Genomic DNA, 22,900 nt, shown 5'->3' on the forward strand with positions numbered 1-22,900 from the left:
GCGTTCGGTGACTCCTGTTAGCCCATCGCCGCGGAGACCGACACCTGGGGCAGCCCGGAGCCGATGCACTCGTCGATGATACGGACCAGGTCCTCGTAGCGGACCGCGTCCTCGGTCTGAAGGGTGATGGCGGACTGGTCGGGCAGCTGCGCCTTCAACTCCTTGAAGCGCGCAACGAGCTTGGTCAGGTCCGGCCGGCCCTTGTCATCCCGGGTGAGGGGAATGGGGTCGAAGGCGCTCTGGTCGGCGGTGAGGCGCATCTCCGTGGCGGACACCAGGAGGGTGAGCTGGACCGTCTTGGTCTTCTCCTCCTCCTGCTGCTCGTCCGTGGAGGCCCCGCCGGCCTGCGACACCTGGAGACGGCCAATCTGGGTCCAGACCGCCGTCATGATGAGGAAGCTGATGGTCACTGCCATCAGGTCGATGAAGGGCACCATGTTGATGGCGGTATCGAGCGGCTTCTTGCCGCCCTTTCCACCGGTGCCCAGGTCCATTCCGCCGGCCATGGCGACTACCTCCCAACCCTACCGCGCTCTTCGCGCACGAACGACGTTTCAAGAAGACTGCGAAGGCTGGCGCGCCTGCCGGTGCCCTCCATGCCTCGGAGTGTCCAGACAGCGCGCCAGTACCGCCGGTTCCACGACACCGCGCTACAGCGAGGAGGACTACTCCTCGGCGTGGGCGGAGGCCGGGATGTTCAGGTTCTTGAACTTGTCGCGGTTGGCGACGATGAGGTTCAGCACGGAGACGCTGGTCTCGTTGATGTCGTTGATGAGGCCCTGGGTGCGGCCCATCAGCACGGAGAAGGCGATGAGCGCCGGGATGGCCGTGAGCAGACCGAAGCCCGTGCAGTTCATGGCTTCCGAGATGCCGTTCGCGAGAATGGTCGCCTTGTCGGCCGGGTTCACGTTCGCCACCGCCTCGAAGCAGGTGATGAGACCGTTCACCGTCCCCAGGAGGCCCGCGAGCATCGCCGCGTTGCCGAGCATCGCGAGGTAGCCCGTGCGCGCCTCCAGACGGGGCGTCTCACGCAGGCTGGCCTCGTCGAGCGCCGCCTGGACCTCTTCCTGGCCCTTGGGGACGTTCATCAGGCCGGCCTTGATGACGTTGGTCAGCGGGGTGCTCTTCTGGCCGGCCACGTAGTTGATGGCCTTGTCCAGGTCGCCCGCGTAGATGTGCTTCTTCAGCCCGCGCAGGAAGCCTTCCTTGTTGATGGAGGCCTTGCCGAACAGGACGATGCTGCGCTCGATGATGATGGAGAGCGCGATCACCAGACAGACCGCGATGGGGTACATGCCGGCCTGACCGGACTCCCAGCGGCGCCCCAGCTCCTGCAGGAAGGTCTCATTGCTTCCGCCGGCGTTGGCGAGGACGGACAGATTGGCTACGAACCCCAGGTTCATCACGGAAAGCCTCCAGATGGACGGCGCGGCACGCGCCTGCGAGCCGCTCCGCACTGCTACCGGCCGGGTGGACCTCCACCCTGGTCAGCGGCAGGAATTTTGGATCACGGTGGCGCCGAGTCTAGGAACCGCTCCCAGGCGTGTCAAGGCAGGCACCCTCAGCGTTAGTTACTGAAATCTCACAGGAATTTTGCGTTGGCGCGCGGCTTGCCAAGTCGCTCCACAGGGCACAGGACGGGCCCTTTTCAGTGGCTTGCGCAACAGGCATGCCAGCGATTTGGGCACCTTGGAATGACGTGTTAGGCGGGAAAACCATGGCCAGGAAGCGCATTGGTGAGCTGCTCGTGGAACGTGGCGCGATCACCCCCGCCCAGTTGGAGGCGGGGCTCGCGGCGCAGCGGCAGACGCGGCAGCGGTTGGGTGTGACGCTCATCGGGCAGGGCGCCATCACGGAGGCCACGCTCGCGCAGGCGCTCAGCGAGGCGCTGGGGATGCCGCAGGTGGACCTGGCGGCGATCACCCCGGACTGGGCCGCGGTGCACCTGTTGCGAGCGCGCTTCTGCGAACAGCACGACCTGTTCCCGTACGCGCTGGAGAGCGTGGGCGGCAAGCGCCAGCTCGTGGTGGCGATGGCTGATCCGCTGAACATCACCGCCATCGAAGAGATTGAGTTCACCAGCGGACTGAAGGTCAGCGGCCGGGTGACGGCGCTGTCCGCGGTGCGCGGCGCCATCCTGCGCTACTACCACAAGGTCCCCGTGGCCACGGGCCCCCGCCCCGCTCCGGCGCGGCCGCCCGCGAGAGCGGCTCCAGTGCCCGCGCGTCCGGCCGTGGAGGATGACGACGAGGAGGTCATCGTCGGCGAGGAGCTGCCCGCGTCGGAGAAGACGCAGCGCACGTCGCTGGCGGACCTCATCCGCGAGCGCGAGGAGCAGGCGAAGCGCAAGCGCGGTGGCGCGGCGGACAAGGGCAAGCCGCGGGCGCCGGCGTCCGGCGGGGGCGGCGTGCTGGATGACCTGGACTACCTCTTCGGCCAGGCGGCGCGCGAGGAGCCGGACCGGCTGGAGGAGCTGGAGCGCCGCTTCTGGGCCCTGATGCGCATCATGGCGCGCAAGGGCCTGCTCACGAACGAGGAGTTCCGGCGCGAGCTGGACGACGAGGGCGGCGAGGGCTGAGGCGCCCCACGCCGCACGCGCTCAGTCCGCGGCCAGGGGCAGCCGCACCGTGAAGGTGGTGCCCTGCCCCATCGTGCTCTCCACGGTGAGACGTCCGCCGTGGTTCTCCACGATGCCCTGGCAGATGGACAGGCCCAGGCCCGTGCCCCGGCCCTCGGGCTTGGTGGTGAAGAAGGGCTCGAAGATGCGCGACAGGTTGCGCGGCTCGATGCCGGTGCCGGTGTCGCGCACGCGCACCACCGCCTCCGTCCCCTCCTGAAGCGTGGTCAGGAACACCAGCCCACCGGGCTGCATGGCGTGGCAGGCGTTGGTGATGAGGTTGACGAACACCTGCACCAGGTTGGCGCGCACGGCGGCCAGGGGCGGCACGTCGCTGGCGTACTCGCGCTGCACGCTGACGCGGGCCTGGGACACGACGTGCTCGCAGAAGCCCACCGCCATGTCCACGACGGCGTTGAGCGACACGCGCTCCGGCCGGTCCTGCGCGGGCCGCGCGTAGCTCACCAGGTCGCGGGTGAAGCGCAGGATGCGGTGGCTGCTCTCCAATATCTTCTTCAGCTTCTCCTGGTCCGCGGGGTTCGCGCCCGGCGTCATCCGCGAGCGCTGCAACAGCGCGTCCGCGTAGGTGGCCACCGCGGTCATGGGGTTGTTGATTTCATGCACCACGCTGGCCGCGAGCTGCCCGATGGAGGCCAGCTTCTCCGCGTGGATGATGCGCTTCTCCAGCTCCTTCACCACCGTGACGTCCTGGCCGATGGCGATGACGCCCTCGACCTCGCCCGGCTGGGTCTGCATGGAGGAGGTGGCGAAGGACACGCGCACCTCGCCGCCGTCGCGGGTGAGCAGGCGCGTCTCGAAGTTGTTCACGGACTCGCCGCGCATGGCCGCCGCCAGCACGGGCACCAGCCGCAGCTGCTCGCTGTCCGCCACCAGCGAGGACAAATCCCGCCCCAGCACCTGCTCCTTGGTGAGACCGGTGAGCGCGCTCAGCGCCTGGTTGAAGACCACCACCTGCTTGTCCCGGTTCACCACCAGGATGAGGGCGTTGGCCTTCTCCAGCAGCTCCTCCAGGTACTTGCGCACGAACGTCAGCTCGTCGATGAGCTTCGCGTTCTTCACCGCCACGGCGACCTGGCTGGCCAGCTGGAGCAGCACGCGCTCGTCGTGCGCGGGGTCCGCGTCCAGCCCCTCCGGGTACTCCATGTTGATGGCGCCGAAGAGCTGGCCGCTCGCGACCAGCGGGGCGCTCACCGCGCGGGTGCTGCCGTGGAAGAGCAGCGGCACCTCCTCGGAGATGGTCACCCGCCCCTGGGGCAGCGCCGTCTGCGTGAGGTTGGTCTTCTCCACCGAGCGCTGGAAGAGCACCAGCGGCTCGTGCGCGCCCTCCTTGAGGCGCCCTTCCGCGTAGAGCGACGTGAGGCCGCCGGTGCGCGCGTCCACGATGCGGATGCAGAAGGCGCGGCCGGGGAAGAGCTCCTTCACGCCGCGCGCCACCGCGGCCACCAGCTCCTCCTCGCCGCCGGCCTCCGCCACGCTGCGGCCCAGGTCCAGGAGCACGCCCTCCGTGCGCGCCTGCTCCAGCAGGGCCCGCTCCGCCACCACCAGCCGGCCGCTGATGACCTCCGTGTCCACGCGGGCGCGCACCGCCACGGTGTCCGAGCGGCGCGACAGGGTGAGCACCAGCGAGGTGCCGCTCTGGAGCACGAGGTCGATTTCGTGGGACTGCCCGTCCTCCGGCGCGACGGCGCTCGCCAGCGCCTCCGCCACCACGTCCACGCTGATGTCGTGCATGGCGCAGAAGCGGCGCATGGCCGGGTTCGCGGCCGCGATGCGCAGGGACACGTCGCAGACGGCGGCGGGCTCGTCGAGCGCGTCGAAGAAGGCCTGGAAGGCGTCGGGGGCCAGATTTCCGGGCGGACGCACGGCGCGGACCTCACTCTTCATGGGAGCTGGCCTTGTCCAGGTCGAGGATCTGCTTCGCCCCCACGTACGACTTCACCTCGAAGCGGGTGATCTTCCCGATCTTCCGGACGATCTCCGCCATGCGCTCCGCCTCGCGGTAGATGATGTCCACCGGCCTGTAGGCGAAGTCCTCCTCCTTGAGCTTGCGCTTGAGCAGCTCCGCGTAGCCCATCACGGAGGTGAGGGGCTGGTTGAGTTCGTGGGCCGCGGTGCCGGCGAGCGCGACGATGACGGCGTTCTTCTCGCTCTCCTCCAGCCGCGTCTCCACGTCGTACAGCTTGCGCTCCAGCTGCACCCGGTCGCGGAGGTCCGTGAAGATGCCCACGGTGAAGGACTCGCGGCCGCCCTCGTAGACGATGGAGGCCGTCATGTTCACGGGCACGCGCTCACCGGAGCGGTGCATCAGCTCCTGGCGCGTGAGGGACAGCCGGCCCTTGCCGCCCATGTCGGGTCCGCGCAGCTGGGCCATGATGCGCTGGGCCTCGCCGGGCGGGTAGAGCTGGAGCGCGTTGAGCTTCTCCTGGGCCTCCTGCGCGGTGTAGCCGCACATGGCCTCCGCGCCCTTGTTGAAGAGGATGATGCGCCCCTTCAGGTCGGCCGCGATGATGGCGTCCACCGACGAGTCGATGAGCCGCTCCAGGAAGTCCTTCGTGTTGCGCAGCTCGTCCTCCAGCTTGCGGGCGTGCGTCACGTCGCGGAAGGACAGGATGGTGGCCGCGTCCTCGTCGCGCAGCGGCGCCGCGGACATTGACAGCGTGAGGCACCTTCCCGCGGGCGTGCGCACCACCACGTCCACGCCCATGCGCGCTTCACCCCGCGACGCGGACGTCACCAGCTCCATCAGCACGCCGTCGTCCACCGGCTGGGTGATTTGATTCAGGTGCTTGCCACGGGCCTCGCTGGCGGTGGTGTCCAGCATCTGCGCGCCGGCGGGGTTGAGCGACAGCACGGCGGCCTCGTCATCGAGGATGGCCACGCCCTCGCTCACGTGGGCGAAGAAGAGCTGGTAGGGCTTGAAGGACGCGGCCTTCTCCTCCGCCGCCAGCCGCGCCGTCTGCACGGACTGGAGCACCGACGCGCTCCGCAGCGCCACCGCCGTCGCGTGGGCCACCGTGGTGAGGAAGTCGATTTCGCGGGTGCTGAAGGCCCGCCTGCGCCCGGCCGCGCGCAACAGCAGCACGCCGCGCACCTGGCCCCGGATGGGCAGGGGCAGCGCGGCGATGGCGTGGATGCCTCGGGCGGCCACGGCCCTGCGCTCCAGGTCGCCCAAGAGCGGGTGCGTGGCGGCCTCCTGCATGACCACGGGCTTGCCGGTGCGCACCACCTCGCGGATTTCCGGGTAGCGCGCCAGGTCGATGCGCAGGTCCTTCATGCCCGGGTCGTCGCTGGCGGCGACGATGACGCCCTCGTCCACGCCGCCGCCCACCATCACCAGCGTGGCGCGCGCGATGTCCAGCTGCTCCGCCAGACGCCGCGTCACGCCGTGCAGGAGCGCTTCCACGTCGGAGCTCTCCGCGTAGTCGGCGGTGAGCTCCAGGAGCAGCGCCAGGTCCGTCTGGCTGCGGGCCTGCTCTTCACGCTCGCGGTGGCGCTCCGCGGCGCGCTGGAGGCGCCAGGTGAGCTCGTAGGGCAGCCCCTGGTGGGTGACGATGTCCGCGGGGCGCAGCGTGTCCACGGCGGCGAAGCCGCGCGGCTCCGGGGACACGACGGCGATGAGCGTGAGGTGCGGCCCGTTGAGGGACGTGAGCAGCTCCACCACGGCGGGGCCGCAGCCGGGGGCGGTGAGGTCCACCAGCGCCAGGGCGGCGTCGTCCGGGTTGTCCACCACGCGCAGGCCCGCGCGCTCGGCGGCGGCGTTCAGGGGTTCTCTTGCCACCGACCCTGGGGGGACCAGGACGATGCCGAAGGCGGGTTCCGACGGGGCCGACACGGGGCGCTGGACTCCGGAGCGAGGGGCGCCGGAGTCTACACAACCCCCGGGGTCAGGGGCAGCCCGACTCGAAGGCGCCCTGGTCCGGCGCCGCCCCACAGTAGGGCAGGCCCAGGGACAGGCCCGCCTCGCGCGCGGGGGACTGCGAGGAGAGCTGGTAGTCGTCCGCGCCCGTGTCCACGAAGCCGGGTGCGCGCTCCTGGGAGCGCTTGTCCAGGCCAGCCTTCGTGCGCCAGTCCGCCAGGCCCAGGGTGGAACCCTCCAGGTTGAACACCGCCGCGCCGCTGCTCCGGAAGTACAGGTTGCCGTCCACCACCGCGCCGCTCCGGCCCGCGCCACCGCGCGCGGCGATGCCACAGCCGGCGAGGATGTTGTTGCGCACATCCAGGCCCTGGCTCGCGCCGTTGGAGCCCGTGCCGAAGATGAGGCACGCGCCGCTCAGGTTCCACACGGTGTTGTGCTGCACCTTCACGTCCACGGACGCGTCGATGCGGATGCCGGTGCCCTCCTCCCCGTCCGCCTCGCCCAGGCCGTCGTGGATGAGGTTGCGGCGCAGGATGACGCGCGTGGGGGGCGCGCCCTCGCGGTTGCCGCCAATCTGGATGGCGCGCGCGTTGGCGTAGAAGACGTTGTCCTCCAGCGTGACGTCGGACGGGGACATGTGGACGATGACGCCCTCGCCCGCGGAGGTGGACACCGCGCGGTGGTTGTAGATGGTGTTGCCGCGCAGCGTGACGCGGGTGCACGTCTTGATGTCCGCGCCGTTCTCCCGGTTGTCGTGGAGCTGGTTGTCCTCCACGAGCAGGTTGTCGAACGGCGTGCCCGGGTTGGTGGCGCCGCCCTCCGGCCCCAGGCACTGCACGCCGTCGCCGGAGTTGTGGTGGATGTCGTTGCCGCGCACGGTGACGTTGCTCGCGGAGGTCTGCACCGCGACGCCGTGGCTGTCCACGTCGCCCTGGTCGAAGTGGGAGATGTCGTTGTCCTCGATGAGGACGTCGTGCGCCTTTTCCGTCACGTAGACGCCCGCGCCCTCCGTGCCGTTCTTCACGATGCTGTCGCGGAGCACGCCGTGGTGCGCGCCCGCGCCGCGCCACATCACCGCGAAGCTGGACTCGCCGCCCACGTCCACCGTGAGCCCCTGGATGTTCCAGTACGCGCCGCTCACGTCCACCAGCGACGTCTCGCCAATGGAGCCGCCCTTCAGGATGGCCGTGGCGCCCGGCGCGGCCCGCAGCGTCAGCGGCTTGTCCGCCGTGCCCTGCCGCTCCGTCAGTTGAACGTGTTCGCGCCACGTGCCGGACTTGAGGAACACCGCCTCACCGGGCTTCACCTGGGACAGGGCTCGCGCCACCGTGCGCAGGGGCAGCTCCTCCGTGCCCGCCGCGGAGTCGTTGCCGCTGGGGGACACCCAGAGCACGCGCGTGTACTGCGGCTCGGCGGGCGGCGGCGGCGGTTCGGGCTCCTGAGGTTCCTCCGTGGGTGGCGGGTCCACGGGATCCGTGGGCGTGGTGCCGCCGTCCGTGGCGACGCCCGCGTCCTCGTCGGGAGGCGTGCCCGCGTCGGCCGGTGTCTGGGGCCGTTCGGGCGGAGTGACGATGGGCGGACCGGACGTGCCCGGAGGTGTGGCTGTCGCGGGCGAGGGCTCGACCTTGCCGGTACAGCCGACGGTGCCAGCAAGCATCCCGGTGGCGCAGACGATGGTCGTCAGGGTCAGGCGGAAGCGCATGTGGACTCCTCGTGGGGGTTCACGGCGCGGGGGTGCGCTCGCGGGGTCGGCGGGCAACGGGAACACGCGTGCCGTGCATTCCCCGTGAGCCATGGACATGGACGCCGCCCGGTCGCAGGGCAGCCGGGCAAGAATGTGAATCCGCGCGGTTGGGCCTGGCGCCAGGGGCCCGCGAATGTGCCGGAGGGTGGTCACCGCGCGCAGAAACACGCGGGCCGTGTTCCCCGGCAGGAGGAACACGGCCCGGATGCGACGGCGGATGACGGCTTCAGGGGGCGGCGGAGTCCCGGGCCTCCCGGCCGAGGAGTGCGTCCAGCTCCCCGCGCGCCTCCAGGTCATACAGGTCATCGCAACCGCCAATGTGGCGGCCCGCGATGAAGATCTGCGGCACGGTCTGACGACCGCAGCGCCGCAGCATCTCCTCATGCCGCGCTTCGTCCGCGGCGACATCCACCTTCTGGAACTCGCAGCCCTTCTCGTTGAGCAGGTCCATGGCCTGCCGCGAATAGGGACAGGTGCGCTTCATGTAGACGACGACCTCGAGCATCACGACCTCCTGCGTCGAAGGGTGGGGACTCGCCTCGCGGTCCGCCACCCGGCACGAGTGCGCTCGCTCCCCTGCCCGCTCGCCTTTCAGCGGACGCCGGACACGGGCACCGCCGCGGGCAGGCGCGCGCTGGCCTCCCGGGCACGGCCGCGCAGGTCCCACGCGTAGAGGGCGCACCACTGGAGCACGGCGGTGAACACGAACAGCAGCGGCCACAGCGGCGTGTAGTGCAGCCGCAGGAGGTACAGGCCCGCGTAGTACACGTAGAACTGGAGCACGAACGCGAGCAGCGAGTGCCGACCGATGACGCTCGCCACGCGCAGCCAGCGCGCCAGGTATCCGGCCTGCTCGGCGTGAATCAGGAGCCCCAGCAGCGCGAGCGCCGTGCCGCCATAGAGCCCGACATAGGCGGGCCCCGGCGGGTACTTCTGCGCCTGCGACGTGAGCGCCATCAGCGTGTCGAAGCCCGCGCCATGCCACAGGTGGTGCACCGCGATGTGGAGCACCACCAGCCCGGCGCCGCTCACGGCGATGCCCAGGCCCACGAGTTCGAAGCGGCGCCCCACGCCCTTCACGTCCGCGCGGCCCCACGTCCCCAGCCACTCGCCGAACATGCTGCCCACCAGGTACACGCCCAGCCACGGCACCACCGGGAAGCCGGAGAGCAGCACGGACAGCTCGCGCTGACCGAAGAAGACCTCCTTGAACGCGCGCGCCACGCCCCACTCCGGCCACCAGCACAGGCTCACCACCCAGCTCAGGACGAACAACCCCAGCCCCAACATCGCCCGGGCCCGCCCATCGAGCCGCGTCACCACCCAGGGCCCCACGAGCAGCGCCACGCCGAGGGTGTCCGTCACCGGCAGGACCCGCAGCAGGACCCACGGCTCGTCCGGCCAGAAGCGATACGTGGGCACGATGAGCAGGTGGCCCGCGGTGAGCAGGAACAGACCCCGGCGCTGGAGCCGCGTGCGCAGCGGACCGAAGTCTCGGCTGCGCGCGTACAGCAGCCCCAGCATCAGGCCGCTGATGACCATGAAGCCGGGCGTGGCCAACCGTGTCAGCAGGTTGAGCCGCTCGCGCAGATGCGCGGCCTCACCGCCCAGCGGATAGAGATACGCGTCCGCGAAATGAGAGAGGAACACGAGCAACATCACCGTGCCCCGCATGGCATCCACCGCTTCCAGCCGTCCAGAGGCGGAGCGCGCCCCCGACACCTGCTCGCGCTGCATTGGGATTGTCCTTTCGGATGACGGCGCGCGGCATGAATGGCATTCCTCCCCCTCGAGGAATGTCGGCTCTGCGCGCCGCCACACCGAATATCACCCCGGCCGTCAAAGACAAACATTTGGACCCTCAATCCCTTCCCACTGGAATCCTTGTCGCGCCAAGCACCGTGTCTGGGATTCAGGATTGACCCGCGAGGGCCGGGTGCCCGCCCGGTGGGGAGGTGGACGGGCATCAAGAGGGGAGCGGCGGGAGCGGGCGTGCTAGGTAGGAGTCATGTCTCCCCGACGCCCCGAAATCCTCGCCCCCGCTGGTGACCTGGAGTCGTTGCGTGCCGCCCTCGCCAGTGGCGCGGACGCCGTCTACTTCGGGCTCGACGAAGGCTTCAACGCGCGAGCCCGCGCGGAGAACTTCTCGCTCGAGCGGTTGCCTGAGACGGTGGGGCTCATCCACCGGGCCGGTGCGCGTGCCTACGTGACGCTGAACACGCTGGTGTTCGAGCCGGAGCTGCCGGTGGTGGAGCACCTGTTGCGCGGCGTGGCAAAGGCAGGCGTGGACGCGCTCATCGTGCAGGACCCGGCGGTGGCGCTGCTGGCGCGGGCCATCTGCCCCCAGTTGGAGCTGCACGCGTCCACGCAGATGACGCTGTCCAGCGCGGAAGGCGCGCGGTTCGCCACGGGCCTGGGCTTCACGCGCATGGTGGTGCCGCGCGAGCTGTCGGTGGCGGAGATCCGCCGGCTGGCGTCGCAGACGGACATCGAGCTGGAGGTCTTCATCCACGGCGCGCTCTGCATGTCCTGGAGCGGCCAGTGCCTCACGAGCGAGGCGTGGGGCGGCCGGTCCGCCAACCGGGGCCAGTGCGCGCAGTCGTGCCGGCTGCCGTACGACCTGGTGGTGGACGGCGAGACGCGCGACCTGGGCGAGGTGAAGTACCTGCTCAGCCCCAAGGATCTGGCGGGCGTGCGCGCGGTGCCGGAGCTGGCGGACATCGGCGTGCACAGCCTGAAGATTGAAGGCCGCCTCAAGGGGCCGGCGTACGTCTCCAGCACGGTGCAGGGCTACCGCCGCTGGCTGGACGGCGTGATGGCCGGCAAGCCCGACAGCGTGCGGCTGGCGAAGGACCTGGCGGAGATGTCGCTGTCATACAGCCGGGGCTTCTCTCACGGCTTCCTGGCGGGCTCCGACCACCAGACGCTGGTGGAGGGGCGCTTCCCGAAGCACCGCGGGCTGTACCTGGGCCGGGTGCATGCGGTGTCCGGCAAGGACGTGCTCGTGGTGCCGGACGACCGGCCGTGGACGGGTGCGCTGGGCCTGGGCGACGAGCGTCCGGAGGCCCCGGCGGGCAACGTGTCCGCGCCGCTCACGGGCGAGCCCGACCCCGCGGACGTGGATCCGCGTCCGGGCATGGGCGTGGTGTTCGATGCGGGCGCGCCGGAGGACAAGCACGAGCCGGGCGGCCCCATCTTCCGCGTGGAGCGCGAGGGCGACGCGTGGGTGCTGGGCTTCGGCCATCCGGGTCCGGACCTGGGCCGCGTGGCGCCGGGGCAGCGCGTGTGGCTGAACAGCGATCCCGCGCTCGCGCGGCGCACGGGGGATCTGCTCGCGCAGGGTGAACCCGAAGGCCGCATCCCGCTGTCGCTGGTGGTGTCCGGCTCGGAGGGCACGCCGCTGCGCGTGCGGATGAGCACCGGGCGGTTCACTCGTGAGGCCGTGGGCACGACGCTGCTCGCGCCGTCGCGGGGCGCGGGCGTGGACGCGGCGCTGCTCAAGGACAAGCTGGCCGCGCTGGGCGGCACGTCGTTCCACCTGGCGGAGCTGGACGCGTCCGGCCTGGCGCCGGGGCTGCACCTGCCAGTGTCGGAGCTGAAGGCGCTGCGGCGGCAGTTGGTGACGGAGCTGACGGCGGATGTGGAGCGTGGCCCCGCGCGGACCGTGAGCACGGAGGCGGTGGAGGCCGGCGTGCGTCAGGCATTGCTGGCGAAGGTGGCGTCGCGGCCGGCGGAGGACGCGCCCCGGTTGCTGCCGCTCTGCCGCAACGACGCGCAGTTGGAGGCGGTCATCGCCGCGGGCCTGCGCGAGGTGGAGCTGGACTGGATGGAGATGGTGGGGCTCCAGAAGGCGGTGGAGCGGGCGCGCGCGGCGGGCCTGCGCGTCACCATCGCCACGGTGCGCGTGCAGAAGCCCGGCGAGGAGGGCTACGACACGCGCCTGGACCGGCTGCGGCCGGACGCGGTGCTGGTGCGCCACTGGGGCGCGATGATGCACTTCCTGGAGCAGCCGGCGGGAGCCTCGCGGCCGGTGCTGCACGGGGACTTCTCGCTGAACGTCACGAACTCGCTGACGGCGGCGCACCTGTTGAGCCTGGGGCTGGACACGCTGACGGTGTCGCACGACCTGGATTCGGAGCAGCTCTTCGGGCTCTTGGAGCAGGCGCCGGCGCACCGGTTCGCGGTGGCGCTGCACCACCACATCGCGACGTTCCACACGGAGCACTGCGTGTATTCACACACGCTGTCCAACGGGCGCGACTACAAGACCTGCGGGCGGCCGTGTGAGAAGAGCGCCATCGCGCTGAAGGACCGGCTGGGCCTGGAGCACCCGGTCATCGTGGACGTGGGGTGCCGCAACACGGTGTTCAACGCGCAGGCGCAGAGCGCGGCGTCGCTGGTGCCCCGGCTGCTGGAGCGCGGCGTGCGGCGCTTCCGCGTGGAGTTCGTGCGCGAGACGCGCGAGGAGGCCGCGCGGGTGCTGGGCGCGTATCAGGAGCTGCTCGCGGGCCGGCTGTCGCCCGCGGAGGCGGTGAAGCGCGCGGCGGTGCACGAGCAGTTCGGCGTCACGCGCGGCACGATGCAGGTGCTCAAGCACCCGGCGGCGAACGCGCGCTGAGACGCGCTGTTCGCTCAGGCCGCGGCCGCGGACGGGGGCTCGGCCTTGGTCGTCACGAGGTTCACCGGCTCACCGTCCTCGCCCAGGACCACCGGGGCGATGCCCAGCTTGCGCTCCACCAGCGCGTGGCCCAGGTAGACGAGCGGCGTCAGGCCGATGGCCACCAGCAGCTTCACCGCGTACGAGGTGAAGATGATGCGGAAGATGACGTCCTGGGGCAGCACGCCCGTCCAGGCGACGAACTGCACCACCACCGTGTCGATGAGCTGCGACACCACCGTGGAGCCCGTCGCGCGCAGCCACAACATCCGGTTGTTCGTCACCCGCTTGAGCAGGTTGAACACCGAGATGTCCAGGAACTGCGCCACCAGGTACGCCACCATCGACGCCATCAGGATGCGCTGCGAGCCGCCGAACACGTTGTTGAACGAGGCCGCCACCGTCCCGCTGTAGTCCTTGGCCTCCGTCATCGGCGCCCACGGAATCAGGCCCGCCAGCGCGACAATCACGAACGTGAAGATGGCCATCACGAAGCCCACCCACGTCACGAACCGCGCGACCTTCTTGCCGTAGAACTCGTTGAGGATGTCCGTCAGCAGGAACGTCACCGGGAACGGCAACATCCCCACCGACATCACCGCGACCACCGGGCCCAGGTGCACCTCGAACAGCTTCACCCCGATGATGTCGCCCACCACCAGCGAGGTGATGAACAGCCCCGCGAGCACCACGAAAAGCTGAATCCGCCGGTCCAGGGTCATCCGTTGCGTCCTTCAAGAGCAGAGGCGCCCCCACTGCTAGCACACCCTCCCGCCTCCGTCGCTTGGACGCCCGGGGCCTACTCGGGCAGGTAGTACTGCCTGCCCGGCCCCACGGGCACCGTCTCCCCGGAGCCGCCCGCCTCCGACAGCACCAGGCGCGGCCGGTACACCCCCAGCACCGTTTGCTCGGTCGCCGTCGGGTTGTCGTAGCCGTGCCCGAAGACCTCCGGTCCGCTGAACGCCATTCCCCGCCCCACCGGCTGGCCCTGGAGCACCAGCCCCGCGCCCAGCACCAGCTCCATGCCTTCCGTGTGGCCGTCCGCGCGCGGCGGGATGCTCGCTCCCGGCGCCACCCGCAGCCGGTACACGCCGTAGGTCGCGCCTTCGTGGATGACGTCCACGTGGCCGAAGGGCTTCGCGTCCGTCCGGTACACCATCTCCTCCGCGGTGCGGTGCACCTGGAGCGACGGAATGGCCCAGCCCGTCAGCGCCTCCGGCTTGGTGACCCGCACCGTGGCGGCGTGCAGCGGCGCGTGCGGCGCGGCGTCCGTGGGCGGCGCCAGCAGGTAGCGGCACACCGCCTCCGCCGCGGACTCCAACAGCTCGAAGCGGCACGCATCCAGGAGGAAGCGCAGCTCTCCGGCCAGGCGCCCGTAGTGCACGGTGTTCGCCAGCCGCCCGCCCACCGCCGCCTGCCGCGCGTCCAGGAAGAGCGCCACGTCCAGGCGCAGCGGCTGCGGCGTCACGCGCTCCCGGTTGTAGAGGCCTACGATGACGTCCACCGTGAGCCCGCGCAGCTCCATCACGTCCAGCGGACGGCCCTGCGCGTCGGTGACCACGGGGTGCATCCACACGGGTTCCTGGCTCACAGCTGCGCGCTCCTTCCGCCATCCACGGCGATGACCTGCCCGGTGAGATACGGCGCCTCGCGCGCGAGGAACACCACCGTGCGCGCCACGTCCTCCACGCTGCCCTCGCGCCCCATGGGCACGCGGTCGAGCACCTCCTTCCGCGCGGCTTCGTCGAAGTGCTCCGGGAAGGCCACCACGCCCGGCGAGATGGCGTTGACGCGCACGTGCGGCGCCAGCTCCACCGCCAGCGCACGCGTGAGCATCACGAGCCCCGCCTTGCTCACCGAGTAGTGCGAGTAGTGGCTCACCGCCCGCTCTCCGCCGATGTCGGTGAGGTGCACCACCAGCGGGTCCTTCCCCGCGCGCAGCGACGGCAGCAGCGCCTGCGTGAGGAAGAAGGGCGCGTCCACGTTCACGGCGAGCATGCGGCGGTACTGCTCACGCGTCACGGCCGCGAAGTCCACCCGCTCGTAGAGCCCCGCGTTGTGGACGACCACGTCCAGCGCGGGATGCGCCTCACGGACCCGAGCACCCAGCGCGTCCACGGCTTGAGCGTCGGAGAGGTCGCCGCTGTACAGCGTGACGTCGCGGCCCAGCGCTCGCAGCTCCTGGGCCAGCGACTCCAGCGGCTCCATGGAGCGGTTCGCGTGAAGCGCCAGGTCGTAGCCGGCGCGGCCGAGCGCTCGCGCCACCGCGCTGCCGATGCGCACGCCCGCGCCCGTGATGAATGCGGTCCCCATATGCAGGCCCTGCCTAACAGGCCCGCCCGCGAAAAAACACCGCGGGGCGACACCTGGAGTCCCCACTCCAGGCACCGCCCCGCGTCACTTCATCCCCTTTGCGTCGTCCGTCCCGTCTCGTCTCGGCTCCTTGTCCTTGCTACGGGTAGTAGACCACCGTCTGCCAGCGGCGCCCGCCGTACGGCACCCAGACCCACTCCGTCACCGCCTGGTAGCCGCCCGGCACATAGCGCTGGTCGTAGTAGCCCGGCGTGCACCGCGTGTGGCGGCCGTGGCGGCCACGGGACACGCACTGCTCGGGGACCCAGACCTGCTCGTAGCGCGCCGGCACCCAGCGCTCCACCGTCTGCAGCTCGTAACGGCCGCGCGAGTCCACCGGGCGCGGCATGGGGCCGTAGTTGCAGTTCGGGCCGCGGCAGCCCATGAAGCGGCGCGTCTTCGCGTCGTCATTGTCGTAGCGGAACGCCTGGCCCTGCGGCGCGGAGTCCCAGCCGCCGTTGTACCGCTGCTGGCCGCCCCACTGCGCGTCCGCCCGGGTCGGGCCGCGCCAGTCCGCCGCGAACGACGTGGAGGAACCGAGCAGCATTGCACCGAAGGCCAGGGTCGCGAGTCCGAGCTTGAAAGCCATGTCTTCCATCCTCCGTCCGAGTTGCTTGTCCTGACTGACGGGGCCCCCGCCGGAACATTCAAATCCCGTCGAGTCCCTCTCGACACCGGAGGCCGCGGGGTGGCGGGCCCGGGGGGATGTGGGTACATCTCCGGTCATGTTCCACCGAGACGGCCCCACCTTCCGCGAGCTTGCACGGCAGGCCCTCACCTCCGTCGAGGAGGGCTACGACCTGCTCGCGCCCAAGTTCGAGCACACGCCGTTCCGCACGCCGGATCCGGTGCTCAAGGCCGCGCTCGCGCACGTGGGTCCCGTGGGCAGCGCGCTGGACGTGTGCTGCGGCACCGGCGCCGCGATGCGCGTGCTGCGCCCGCTGTGCACGGAGCGCGTCGTCGGGTTCGACCTGAGCCAGGGCATGCTGGATGAGGCGCGGCGCAGGCTGGTGGATGCGCCGGGCAGCGCGGCGCTCGACTTCGTCCGGGGCGATGCGCTGGCGATGCCCTTCGACGCGGCGTTCGAGCTGATCACCAGCTTCGGCGCCTTCGGGCACATCCTGGAGGAGGACGAGCCGCGCCTCGTCGAGGGCATCGCGCGGGCGCTGAAGCCCGGGGGCCGCTTCGTCTTCGTCACCGCTCGGCCGCCGTCCGCGCTCAACCCCGGCTACTGGGTGGCCAAGGGCTTCAACGCCGCCATGCGCGTGCGCAACGCGCTCTGGAAGCCGCCGTTCGTCATGTACTACCTGACGTTCCTCGTGCCCCGCGCCCGCGCGCTGCTGGAGGCGGCGGGCTTCGACGTGGAGGTGCGCGAGGGCGACATGCCGGAGCCCTTTGGCCGGCTCGTCACCGTCATCGCCACGAAGCGCTGAGCGGACTCACGGCGCGGCCGCGGCGGCTTCGGACTCCGCGTACTCCACCGCGAGGATCTCGTACTCCACCGTGCCGCGCGGACGCTCCACCTGCACGGCCTCGCCGGCCTCCTTGCCCAGGAGCGCGCGCGCCAGCGGGGACTCCACGCTCAGCCGCCCCGCCTTCACGTCCGCTTCATCCGGACCGACGATGCGATAGCGCATGCGCGCGCCGTCCTCGTCCTCCAGCACCACCCACGCGCCGAAGAAGACACGGCCCGCCTGCGATGGATCCGCCTCCACCACCCGCACGTCCTCCAGGATGGCGGTGAGCTCGCGCGCCCGGCGCTCCCGCTCGCGCTTGCGCACGCCCGCTTCCAGCTCCGGCCAGTCCTGGGGCGCGGGGCCCTGCAGTTCCAGCAGCTCCTCCTGGAGCGCGCGGTAGCCCTCCGGCGTGATGTAGCGCTGCTCCGCCGACGTCGACCGGGGACGCGCGGGGGTGAGCCCCTCGTCACCGCCCCCGTCTTCCTTGGTGAATGCCTTCGACATGGCCCGCTCCCTTCGTCCGGGAAATTTCTCAACGTTTCCCGGGCCTTGCACGCTGGGTTAGCTTGCCCGCCCGCTTTCTATTGGCGCAATTTTACTACTCAGGCGGAATCCGCCAGGATTCGAGGGCATGCACCTCCCCCGAGCCGTGCCTCGCTTCGAGCATCGCCTGGCTGTCCGTCTGCGCGGCATGCTGCCGCTCTACACGCGGGATGTATCGGAGAGCGGCTTCTGCGCGGAGATGCTCCAGCCGATGAAGGCGGGCGATCTCCTCGAGGGCGCGTTGCTGCTGGGGGACGAGGAGGTCCCCTTCCAGGCCCGGGTGATGTGGGCCCGCCGCTCCGCCGGGGAGCGCACGCGAGGACGCTGCGGCGTGCGCTTCGTCACCATCGGCGAGGACTTCCAGCGGCGGCTGGGTGCGTTCAGGCGCTTGCAGGGCAGGCGCCTGATTCGCTGGTTCACCTGACGAAGCGGATCTACTTCGCCGTTTCAGAGGCCGCCGGGGCCGAGGTCTCGGACGGAGCACCGGGCGTCGCGGGCGTGGTGGACGGCTCCGTGGCGGAGGGCTCCGCGGCGGACGACTCAGCCGGGGGCGCGATGGGGGCGCCTTCGGGCGCGGGGGCCTGACCGGAGGGCACCACCTGGAGCTTGTAGCGGCTCACGCCCTTGGGCAGCACGACCTCCACCAGGGGGTTCTCCTTCACCAGGCCCGGGTCGATCGGGAGGGAGAACTCGCCGTTCTCGTCGGTGGTGGCGTTGATGTGGTTGCGGTACTCGCCGCCCAGCACCTTGGCGCCCTTCACCGGCTTGCCCGTCGCGGCGTCCGTCACGCGCAGCACCACCAGCTGGCCCTCCTGGAGCCCGGTGGCGCCATTCGCCTGGATGACTTCGTTGTAGCGCGGGCGCAGCGCGCAGGCGGACAGCAGCGCGGAGGAGAGGACGGCGATGGTCAGCAGGTTGCGGCGAAGGCTCATGGAATCCATCCAGGCTGGGAAGCGGTACGGCGGAGGCGCGGCAGCATAGCCGCCAGCCACCAGACGCCAAGTCTCCGGTGCGTGACAGCCCCCGTGTACGGCATCCGCCCTCACGCCGGGTCGCGAAATTCCCGGCAGGCAGGCACGGCATGCGCCCACCTTCTCAGGGACCGGTGGAGCCGTCAGCCCTTCCACCCGCCCGCTTCCAGCACCATCTCCCAAGGTGTCCGGGCACATCCTTCCCCCGCCCGCACGGAGGTCATTGCTCCATGGATGAGACCTATACGGAGACATCCGAACGCGTCGCGCGTCCGGAGCGCCGCTTCATGATGGACAACGGGCGGGCCGAGTACGCGACCATTCCAGCCGACACGCGCGTGGAGGAGAGCCGCATCGTCTGGAAGCACAACCGGTTCGACGTGAGCGTGCTGACGATGGTGCTCATCAGCGCCATCACGTTCTTCATTCCGTTGTTCAACGGCCTGTTGGCCGGCACGTTCGGAGGCTTCCACGCGGGCCGTCCCCGTCGTGCGCTGGCCGCCGCGGCCGTCGCCTCAGTGGTGGTGCCCGCCGCGTTCTACGTGGCCTTCAACGTCTTCAGCGTGGGCGGCGAGCGCATCTTCCTGGGCCTGGGCTGGGGGAACTGGACGCTGCTGCACGTCATCGGCCTGTTCATCGGAGCGCTCTGCGGCGCCTCCAGCCGTCCGGTGTTCACCGGTGAGGTCCCCGTCTTCCGTACGCAGTACGTCAGCGGACCTCCACTCCTAACGCAAGGCGATGTCGCGCCATCCCTTCCGGAAGGCTCGCGAGACTTCTCCCGGGACCTGCCCACGACGCGAGTGTCCCCTCCCAGTGGACCTGTGCGCGGGGAGTGAGCAGCACGCTCCAGCGGGAGATACGCCCCAGGTACCACTCCACCTGGAGCGTCGCGTCCGCCTCGTGCGTGAAGCCCGGCGTGATGCCCGTGCGCCACGACGGCACGTACGTGGCCTCCAGGCGCAGGGCGCTGTTGCCTGGACCGGGAAGGCCCACGCGATGGGCCAATGACAGACGGGGCCCCACCGTGGGGACCGTCTCCGTGGGGCTCCAGGACATCGTGGCCTGGGCGCCCAACCCCACCGCGAGGAAGGTGTCGAAGCGCTCCGAGGCCGCCACCACGCCCAGCGCCTCCGCCTCCACCGTCGCGCGGTAGGGCAGCGGACGGCCGATGTCCGTGGACATCCTCGCCTCCGCGCCCCAGCCCAGCGAGTCGGAGAACGACCGTTGCTGCTGGGGCAACTCGGGCATCAGCGTGCGGTAGCCCACCAGCGTCAGGCGCGAGCCGAGGATGCGCGGCACGCCCCAGCGCGGCTCCACCGACAGCTCTCCGTCCAGCACGCGCAGCTCGCTGCTGGACTGGAAGCCGTGCAGGCGCGCGTCGCCCAGGGCCTCGTTCATCGCGGAGGTGCGCAGGCTCACCACCGGCCGCGCGGCGCCCACCTCCGGGAAGTCCACGCCGCCGCTGACCACCGTGCGGGCCGCGCCGGACTCACGCAGCGCGCCCCGGGCCCAGGAGGTCTCCGTCTCCACCTTCCGGTCATGGTCCTTGGCGAGGAAGGCCCGTGGATCCACGTCCGCGAGCGGTCCGTCGTTGAGCGCGCCCTGCGCCTCGGTGGCCGCGGCGAAGGCGGCCTCGGTGTGCTCCGCGCGGACCAGGGCCTTGAGCTCGTCCGGCGTGGGCGGGCGCTTGATGGCGGTGTCCAGGGCCTGCTGGAGCAGGGCCGTGCGGTCGAGCACCGCGAGCTTGCGCTGCATGGCGTCCTCGCGCTCGAAGAGGAGTTGCCGGTCCTTGACGCCCTGGGTGGCGCCGCCCTGCCCCTTCAGGTCGAGCGCCACGAGGCGCTCGCGTTCGATGGCGAGCTTCTCCCCTTCGGCCTGGTCCACCGCCGCGCGCTCCACCCGCACCGCGTGGGCCACGTACGCGTGCAGGGCATCGCGGGCTTCGGGACGCGCGGCTGGGGATGCCGCGTCGAGCGCCGTCGTCACGGCGTGGGGCAGTTGTTCCCAGGCCTGCCTGCGCTCGCCGGGTTCAGGGGACTGGAGGCGGCGGTGCACCTGGTGCAGCGGCGCGAGCGCGTTGGACGGAAGCAGGGAGGCCAGCTTCGTGAGCAGCCGCTCCTCTTCCACGAGCGCGCGCCGGGCGCGGTCTCCCGTGGATTCGAAGGCGTCCGGGACGTGCTCCAGGAGCGGCACCGTGCGCCCGTTCGCGTCCACGACGTTCGTCTTCGCCAGCGTGTCCAGCGTGGCCGTGGGCAGGACCCACAGCGTGCCGGGCGCGCTCACGTGACGGCCGTTCTCCAGCGAGCCATTCAGGAGGAAGAGCAGCGCGGCGGCGCAGTTGTCGGTGAAGAAGTAGTAGCCCAGGTAGCCGCGACGCTCGAGTTCCCAGATGCGCTCCAGCATGCGCTGGGACTCGCCGGGCGTGAGGTTCAGCCGGAAGCGGCGGATGGTGCGCTGCTCCAGCTCCAGCGATTCATGGGTGATGTCGCCCAGGGTGCCCGTGAGGAAGACGGTGCTGTAGCCGCCCGTCATGCCCTTCATCAGGTAGCCCAGGCCCTTCTCCTCCATGCCGGTGAGGGCCACGAGCTGCACGACGCGCTCGAAGCCGGGGCCCTGCACCGTGGCGCCTTCGCGCCAGACCGGGCGCAGGAGCAGGTGGCCGAAGAGGGACTGGGGCTGGCGGCCCGTGGCCGCGACGAGCAGGACCTCCAGATGGGAGAGCGCATCCGCCTCCGCCCACGTGTCGAAGGCCGGGCAGTCTCCCCGCGCGGGCAGAGTACCCAGGCGCGCCTCCGAGATGAACTCCGACAGGGCGCGCGTCTTGGACAGCTCCTGACAGCGCACCTGATCATCCTCGGGCAAGGCGTCCGGGCGCAGGGACTCCGCGGGGACGAACAGCTCCTCCGCGAACGTGACGAGGTCCAGCGAGGCGCTGGCCTGCCCTCGGGCGCGGCTGAAGGCTCCCGCGTAGGTGATGCTCGCGGTCTCCTTCCACGTGAGGGGGCGCTCCAGGGGGAGCAACCATCCGTCCAACCTGCGCCACTGGGGACGCCTGCTCCAACCGCGCGCGTCGTCCCAGCGCTGCATCACGGCGTGCACCACGGCGCGGCGGCGCCACAGATGCTCGGCCTCCGTGTCGGTGAGCCGTGACAGGCGCAGCGTGGCCCGGCGTTCCTCGGAAGGCGCGTAGCGGTAGAGGTGGAACTGCTCGCGCTGCTCCGACCAGTCGGGACGGGCCTTCGTGCCGTCGCCCAGGCCCAGCGGCGCGGGCTCCTGATGCAGCACGAACTCCAACCGGCCTCCGGGCGGACGGCGCATCGCGGGAGGCAGGGCGGCGAGCCCCGCCTCCACGTCCGAGACCAGCGAGGCATCCCGCGCCGCGGCGCCCCGCAGGACGACGCCCGACGTGGCCTCCAGCGCCGCGACCCGCTCGGCCAGGACGACCTCCGGGGACAGCTCCTTCAAGAACGCCGGCACCGCGAGGTGGCCCAGGGGTTCTTGCGCCCGCGCGCTCACGGTCGACAGCAGCACCGTGAGCCATCCCATCCAGGCCAGGCGGGGCCTCACGGGAGGGCCTCGGCCGTTTGGGGCGCTCCCTCCTGTTCCAGGATGAAGGCCTGACGGTCCTCCTCGAGCCGGGGTTCGGTGCGCGCCAGCTGGCCCACGCGCTCCAGCCAGGCTCGGGCGCGCTCGGGCGTCAGCGTCTTCGCGTCCGCCATCATCAGCAGCTCCTTGCGGTGCGTGCGCAGCAGCTTGCCGAAGACATCCAGGTTCTCACGGCGGATGCGCGCCGCCTGTGCCAGGTCCTCCACCGTCGGGCCCGCGCCCAGCGCCAGGTCCTCTCGCAGCTGGTGCGTACGGGCCCGCAGGTACGTCTGGGCCGCGTGCCCCACCTCCTTCGGCGGGGGGTGCCTGCCCTTGCGCCGCTCCGCTCGCGCGTACGACTGCCAGATGATGATGCCCAGGCCCATCACCGTCAGCGCCACCGTGGCTGTCGACAGGAGCTGGTTCTCGCGGCCGTTGCTGCTCTCGCTGCGCGTGCGCGAATCCTCGCCCTGGTCCACCCGGTTCGACTCGCTGGTGCCCTCGCTGCTGTTCTCGCTGGAGCCCCCTTCTCGCGAGCTGTGGTCGCTAGAGCCCGAGGAGTCCGAGGAGTCGCTTGAATCCGAGGAGTCGCTGGAGCCCGAGTCCGACTTGCTCGAATCCCCGTGGCTGGAGTTGCCCGAGTCGGAGTCGCTGGACTCGCCCGAGCCCGACTCGCTGGAGCCCTCGTCGCTGGAGCCGTTGGAGTCCGACTTGCTCGAGTCCCCACCGCTGGAGTTGCCCGAGTCGGACTTGCTGGACTCGCCCTGGCTGGAGTCCCCCTGGCTGGAGTTGCCCGAGTCCGACTGGCTGGAGTCACCCTGGCTGGACGCGCCCGAGTCCGAGGAGTTGCCCGAGTCCGAGACCTCCGCGCCCCTCAAGCCCACGGCGGGCGTGCGGCACCCCACGGCGAGCGTCAGCATCGACGCCGTCACCACGCGCTTCCACGAAGACTTCGTCCGCATCCATCCCCCTCGAAAGGGCGCCACCGGGCCTGGCGCCAGCCAGTGCCCTAGCCAACCGCATGCCGGGCGCTGGATTGTGCATTATCGGGAGGTTGCTGGATCGTCTGACGCGATACGGCGCGAAAATCAGCCTCC

General features: G+C 70.8%; 19 protein-coding genes. 4 read left to right on the forward strand and 15 right to left on the reverse strand.

Translation table 11 applies throughout. The annotated features are described in order from the left end of the window. Positions 1-17 precede the first annotated feature (17 nt). Positions 18-506: an ExbD/TolR family protein gene (locus ACX114_RS37040; RefSeq protein WP_206787329.1), complete on the reverse strand. Its 489-nt coding sequence runs from the start codon at positions 504-506 to the stop codon at positions 18-20. Between the two features lie 159 nt (positions 507-665). Then, positions 666-1,403 carry a MotA/TolQ/ExbB proton channel family protein gene (locus ACX114_RS37045; protein WP_207054597.1) on the reverse strand — a complete coding sequence of 246 codons (738 nt, stop codon included), beginning with the start codon at positions 1,401-1,403 and terminating at the stop codon, positions 666-668. A gap of 314 nt (positions 1,404-1,717) precedes the next feature. On the opposite strand from ACX114_RS37045, the gene ACX114_RS37050 reads away from it, so the two are divergent. Further along, entirely contained in the window at positions 1,718-2,578 is an 861-nt protein-coding gene (locus tag ACX114_RS37050) for a GspE/PulE/PilB domain-containing protein (RefSeq protein WP_459292310.1), read from the forward strand. Between the two features lie 21 nt (positions 2,579-2,599). Here ACX114_RS37050 and ACX114_RS37055 read toward each other — a convergent pair whose 3' ends face one another. The 5 genes from ACX114_RS37055 to ACX114_RS37075 form a co-directional block, all read right to left on the reverse strand. Further along, complete coding sequence (locus tag ACX114_RS37055) at positions 2,600-4,522, reverse strand: ATP-binding protein (RefSeq protein ID WP_459292312.1); 1,923 nt, start codon at positions 4,520-4,522, stop codon at positions 2,600-2,602. Then, complete coding sequence (locus ACX114_RS37060; RefSeq protein WP_459292314.1) at positions 4,512-6,470, reverse strand: PAS domain S-box protein; 1,959 nt, start codon at positions 6,468-6,470, stop codon at positions 4,512-4,514. Before ACX114_RS37060 ends, ACX114_RS37055 begins: the two co-directional genes overlap by 11 nt. 52 nt (positions 6,471-6,522) lie before the next feature. Continuing rightward, the gene (locus tag ACX114_RS37065) at positions 6,523-8,196 is read right to left on the reverse strand and encodes a right-handed parallel beta-helix repeat-containing protein (protein ID WP_459292316.1); all 1,674 of its coding nucleotides are present in this window, start codon (positions 8,194-8,196) and stop codon (positions 6,523-6,525) included. Positions 8,197-8,464: 268 nt separating this feature from the next. Next, positions 8,465-8,743 carry a glutaredoxin 3 gene (grxC, locus tag ACX114_RS37070; protein WP_459292318.1) on the reverse strand — a complete coding sequence of 93 codons (279 nt, stop codon included), beginning with the start codon at positions 8,741-8,743 and terminating at the stop codon, positions 8,465-8,467. Positions 8,744-8,829: 86 nt separating this feature from the next. Further along, positions 8,830-9,975, reverse strand: a complete 1,146-nt coding sequence (locus tag ACX114_RS37075) for a heparan-alpha-glucosaminide N-acetyltransferase domain-containing protein (RefSeq protein ID WP_459292320.1) — start codon at positions 9,973-9,975, stop codon at positions 8,830-8,832. Positions 9,976-10,246: 271 nt separating this feature from the next. Here ACX114_RS37075 and ACX114_RS37080 point away from each other — a divergent pair, with 271 nt between their 5' ends. Further along, positions 10,247-12,856 carry a U32 family peptidase gene (locus ACX114_RS37080; protein WP_459292322.1) on the forward strand — a complete coding sequence of 870 codons (2,610 nt, stop codon included), beginning with the start codon at positions 10,247-10,249 and terminating at the stop codon, positions 12,854-12,856. A 14-nt stretch (positions 12,857-12,870) separates the two neighbouring features. Here the strand turns inward: ACX114_RS37080 and ACX114_RS37085 are convergent, their stop codons facing one another. The 4 genes from ACX114_RS37085 to ACX114_RS37100 all read right to left on the reverse strand — a co-directional run bounded on the left by ACX114_RS37085 (position 12,871) and on the right by ACX114_RS37100 (position 15,836). After that, positions 12,871-13,617: a queuosine precursor transporter gene (locus ACX114_RS37085; RefSeq protein WP_459292324.1), complete on the reverse strand. Its 747-nt coding sequence runs from the start codon at positions 13,615-13,617 to the stop codon at positions 12,871-12,873. Positions 13,618-13,694: 77 nt separating this feature from the next. Beyond that, positions 13,695-14,465 (reverse strand): dihydroneopterin aldolase, encoded by a 771-nt coding sequence (locus ACX114_RS37090; RefSeq protein ID WP_459292326.1) that lies wholly within the window; start codon positions 14,463-14,465, stop codon positions 13,695-13,697. A gap of 17 nt (positions 14,466-14,482) precedes the next feature. Further along, entirely contained in the window at positions 14,483-15,208 is a 726-nt protein-coding gene (locus ACX114_RS37095) for an SDR family oxidoreductase (RefSeq protein WP_459292328.1), read from the reverse strand. Between the two features lie 139 nt (positions 15,209-15,347). Further along, positions 15,348-15,836 (reverse strand): hypothetical protein, encoded by a 489-nt coding sequence (locus ACX114_RS37100; RefSeq protein WP_459292330.1) that lies wholly within the window; start codon positions 15,834-15,836, stop codon positions 15,348-15,350. 136 nt (positions 15,837-15,972) lie between these two features. On the opposite strand from ACX114_RS37100, the gene ACX114_RS37105 reads away from it, so the two are divergent. Continuing rightward, complete coding sequence (locus tag ACX114_RS37105; protein ID WP_459292332.1) at positions 15,973-16,680, forward strand: class I SAM-dependent methyltransferase; 708 nt, start codon at positions 15,973-15,975, stop codon at positions 16,678-16,680. A gap of 6 nt (positions 16,681-16,686) precedes the next feature. On the opposite strand, the gene ACX114_RS37110 is transcribed toward ACX114_RS37105, so the two are convergent. Next, complete coding sequence (locus ACX114_RS37110; protein WP_459292334.1) at positions 16,687-17,208, reverse strand: GreA/GreB family elongation factor; 522 nt, start codon at positions 17,206-17,208, stop codon at positions 16,687-16,689. Between the two features lie 127 nt (positions 17,209-17,335). Here ACX114_RS37110 and ACX114_RS37115 point away from each other — a divergent pair, with 127 nt between their 5' ends. Continuing rightward, on the forward strand, positions 17,336-17,671 hold the full coding sequence (locus tag ACX114_RS37115; protein ID WP_158619177.1) for a PilZ domain-containing protein: 336 nt from the start codon (positions 17,336-17,338) through the stop codon (positions 17,669-17,671). Positions 17,672-17,681: 10 nt separating this feature from the next. Here ACX114_RS37115 and ACX114_RS37120 read toward each other — a convergent pair whose 3' ends face one another. From ACX114_RS37120 to ACX114_RS37130, 3 genes are all read right to left on the reverse strand, one after another. Next, positions 17,682-18,179: a transthyretin-like family protein gene (locus ACX114_RS37120; protein WP_459292336.1), complete on the reverse strand. Its 498-nt coding sequence runs from the start codon at positions 18,177-18,179 to the stop codon at positions 17,682-17,684. Positions 18,180-18,926: 747 nt separating this feature from the next. Beyond that, entirely contained in the window at positions 18,927-21,785 is a 2,859-nt protein-coding gene (locus ACX114_RS37125) for an Lnb N-terminal periplasmic domain-containing protein (RefSeq protein WP_459292338.1), read from the reverse strand. After that, positions 21,782-22,765 carry a hypothetical protein gene (locus tag ACX114_RS37130; protein ID WP_459292340.1) on the reverse strand — a complete coding sequence of 328 codons (984 nt, stop codon included), beginning with the start codon at positions 22,763-22,765 and terminating at the stop codon, positions 21,782-21,784. Before ACX114_RS37130 ends, ACX114_RS37125 begins: the two co-directional genes overlap by 4 nt. Positions 22,766-22,900: the final 135 nt, after the last annotated feature.

The organism is Corallococcus sp. M7, from assembly GCF_054512695.1.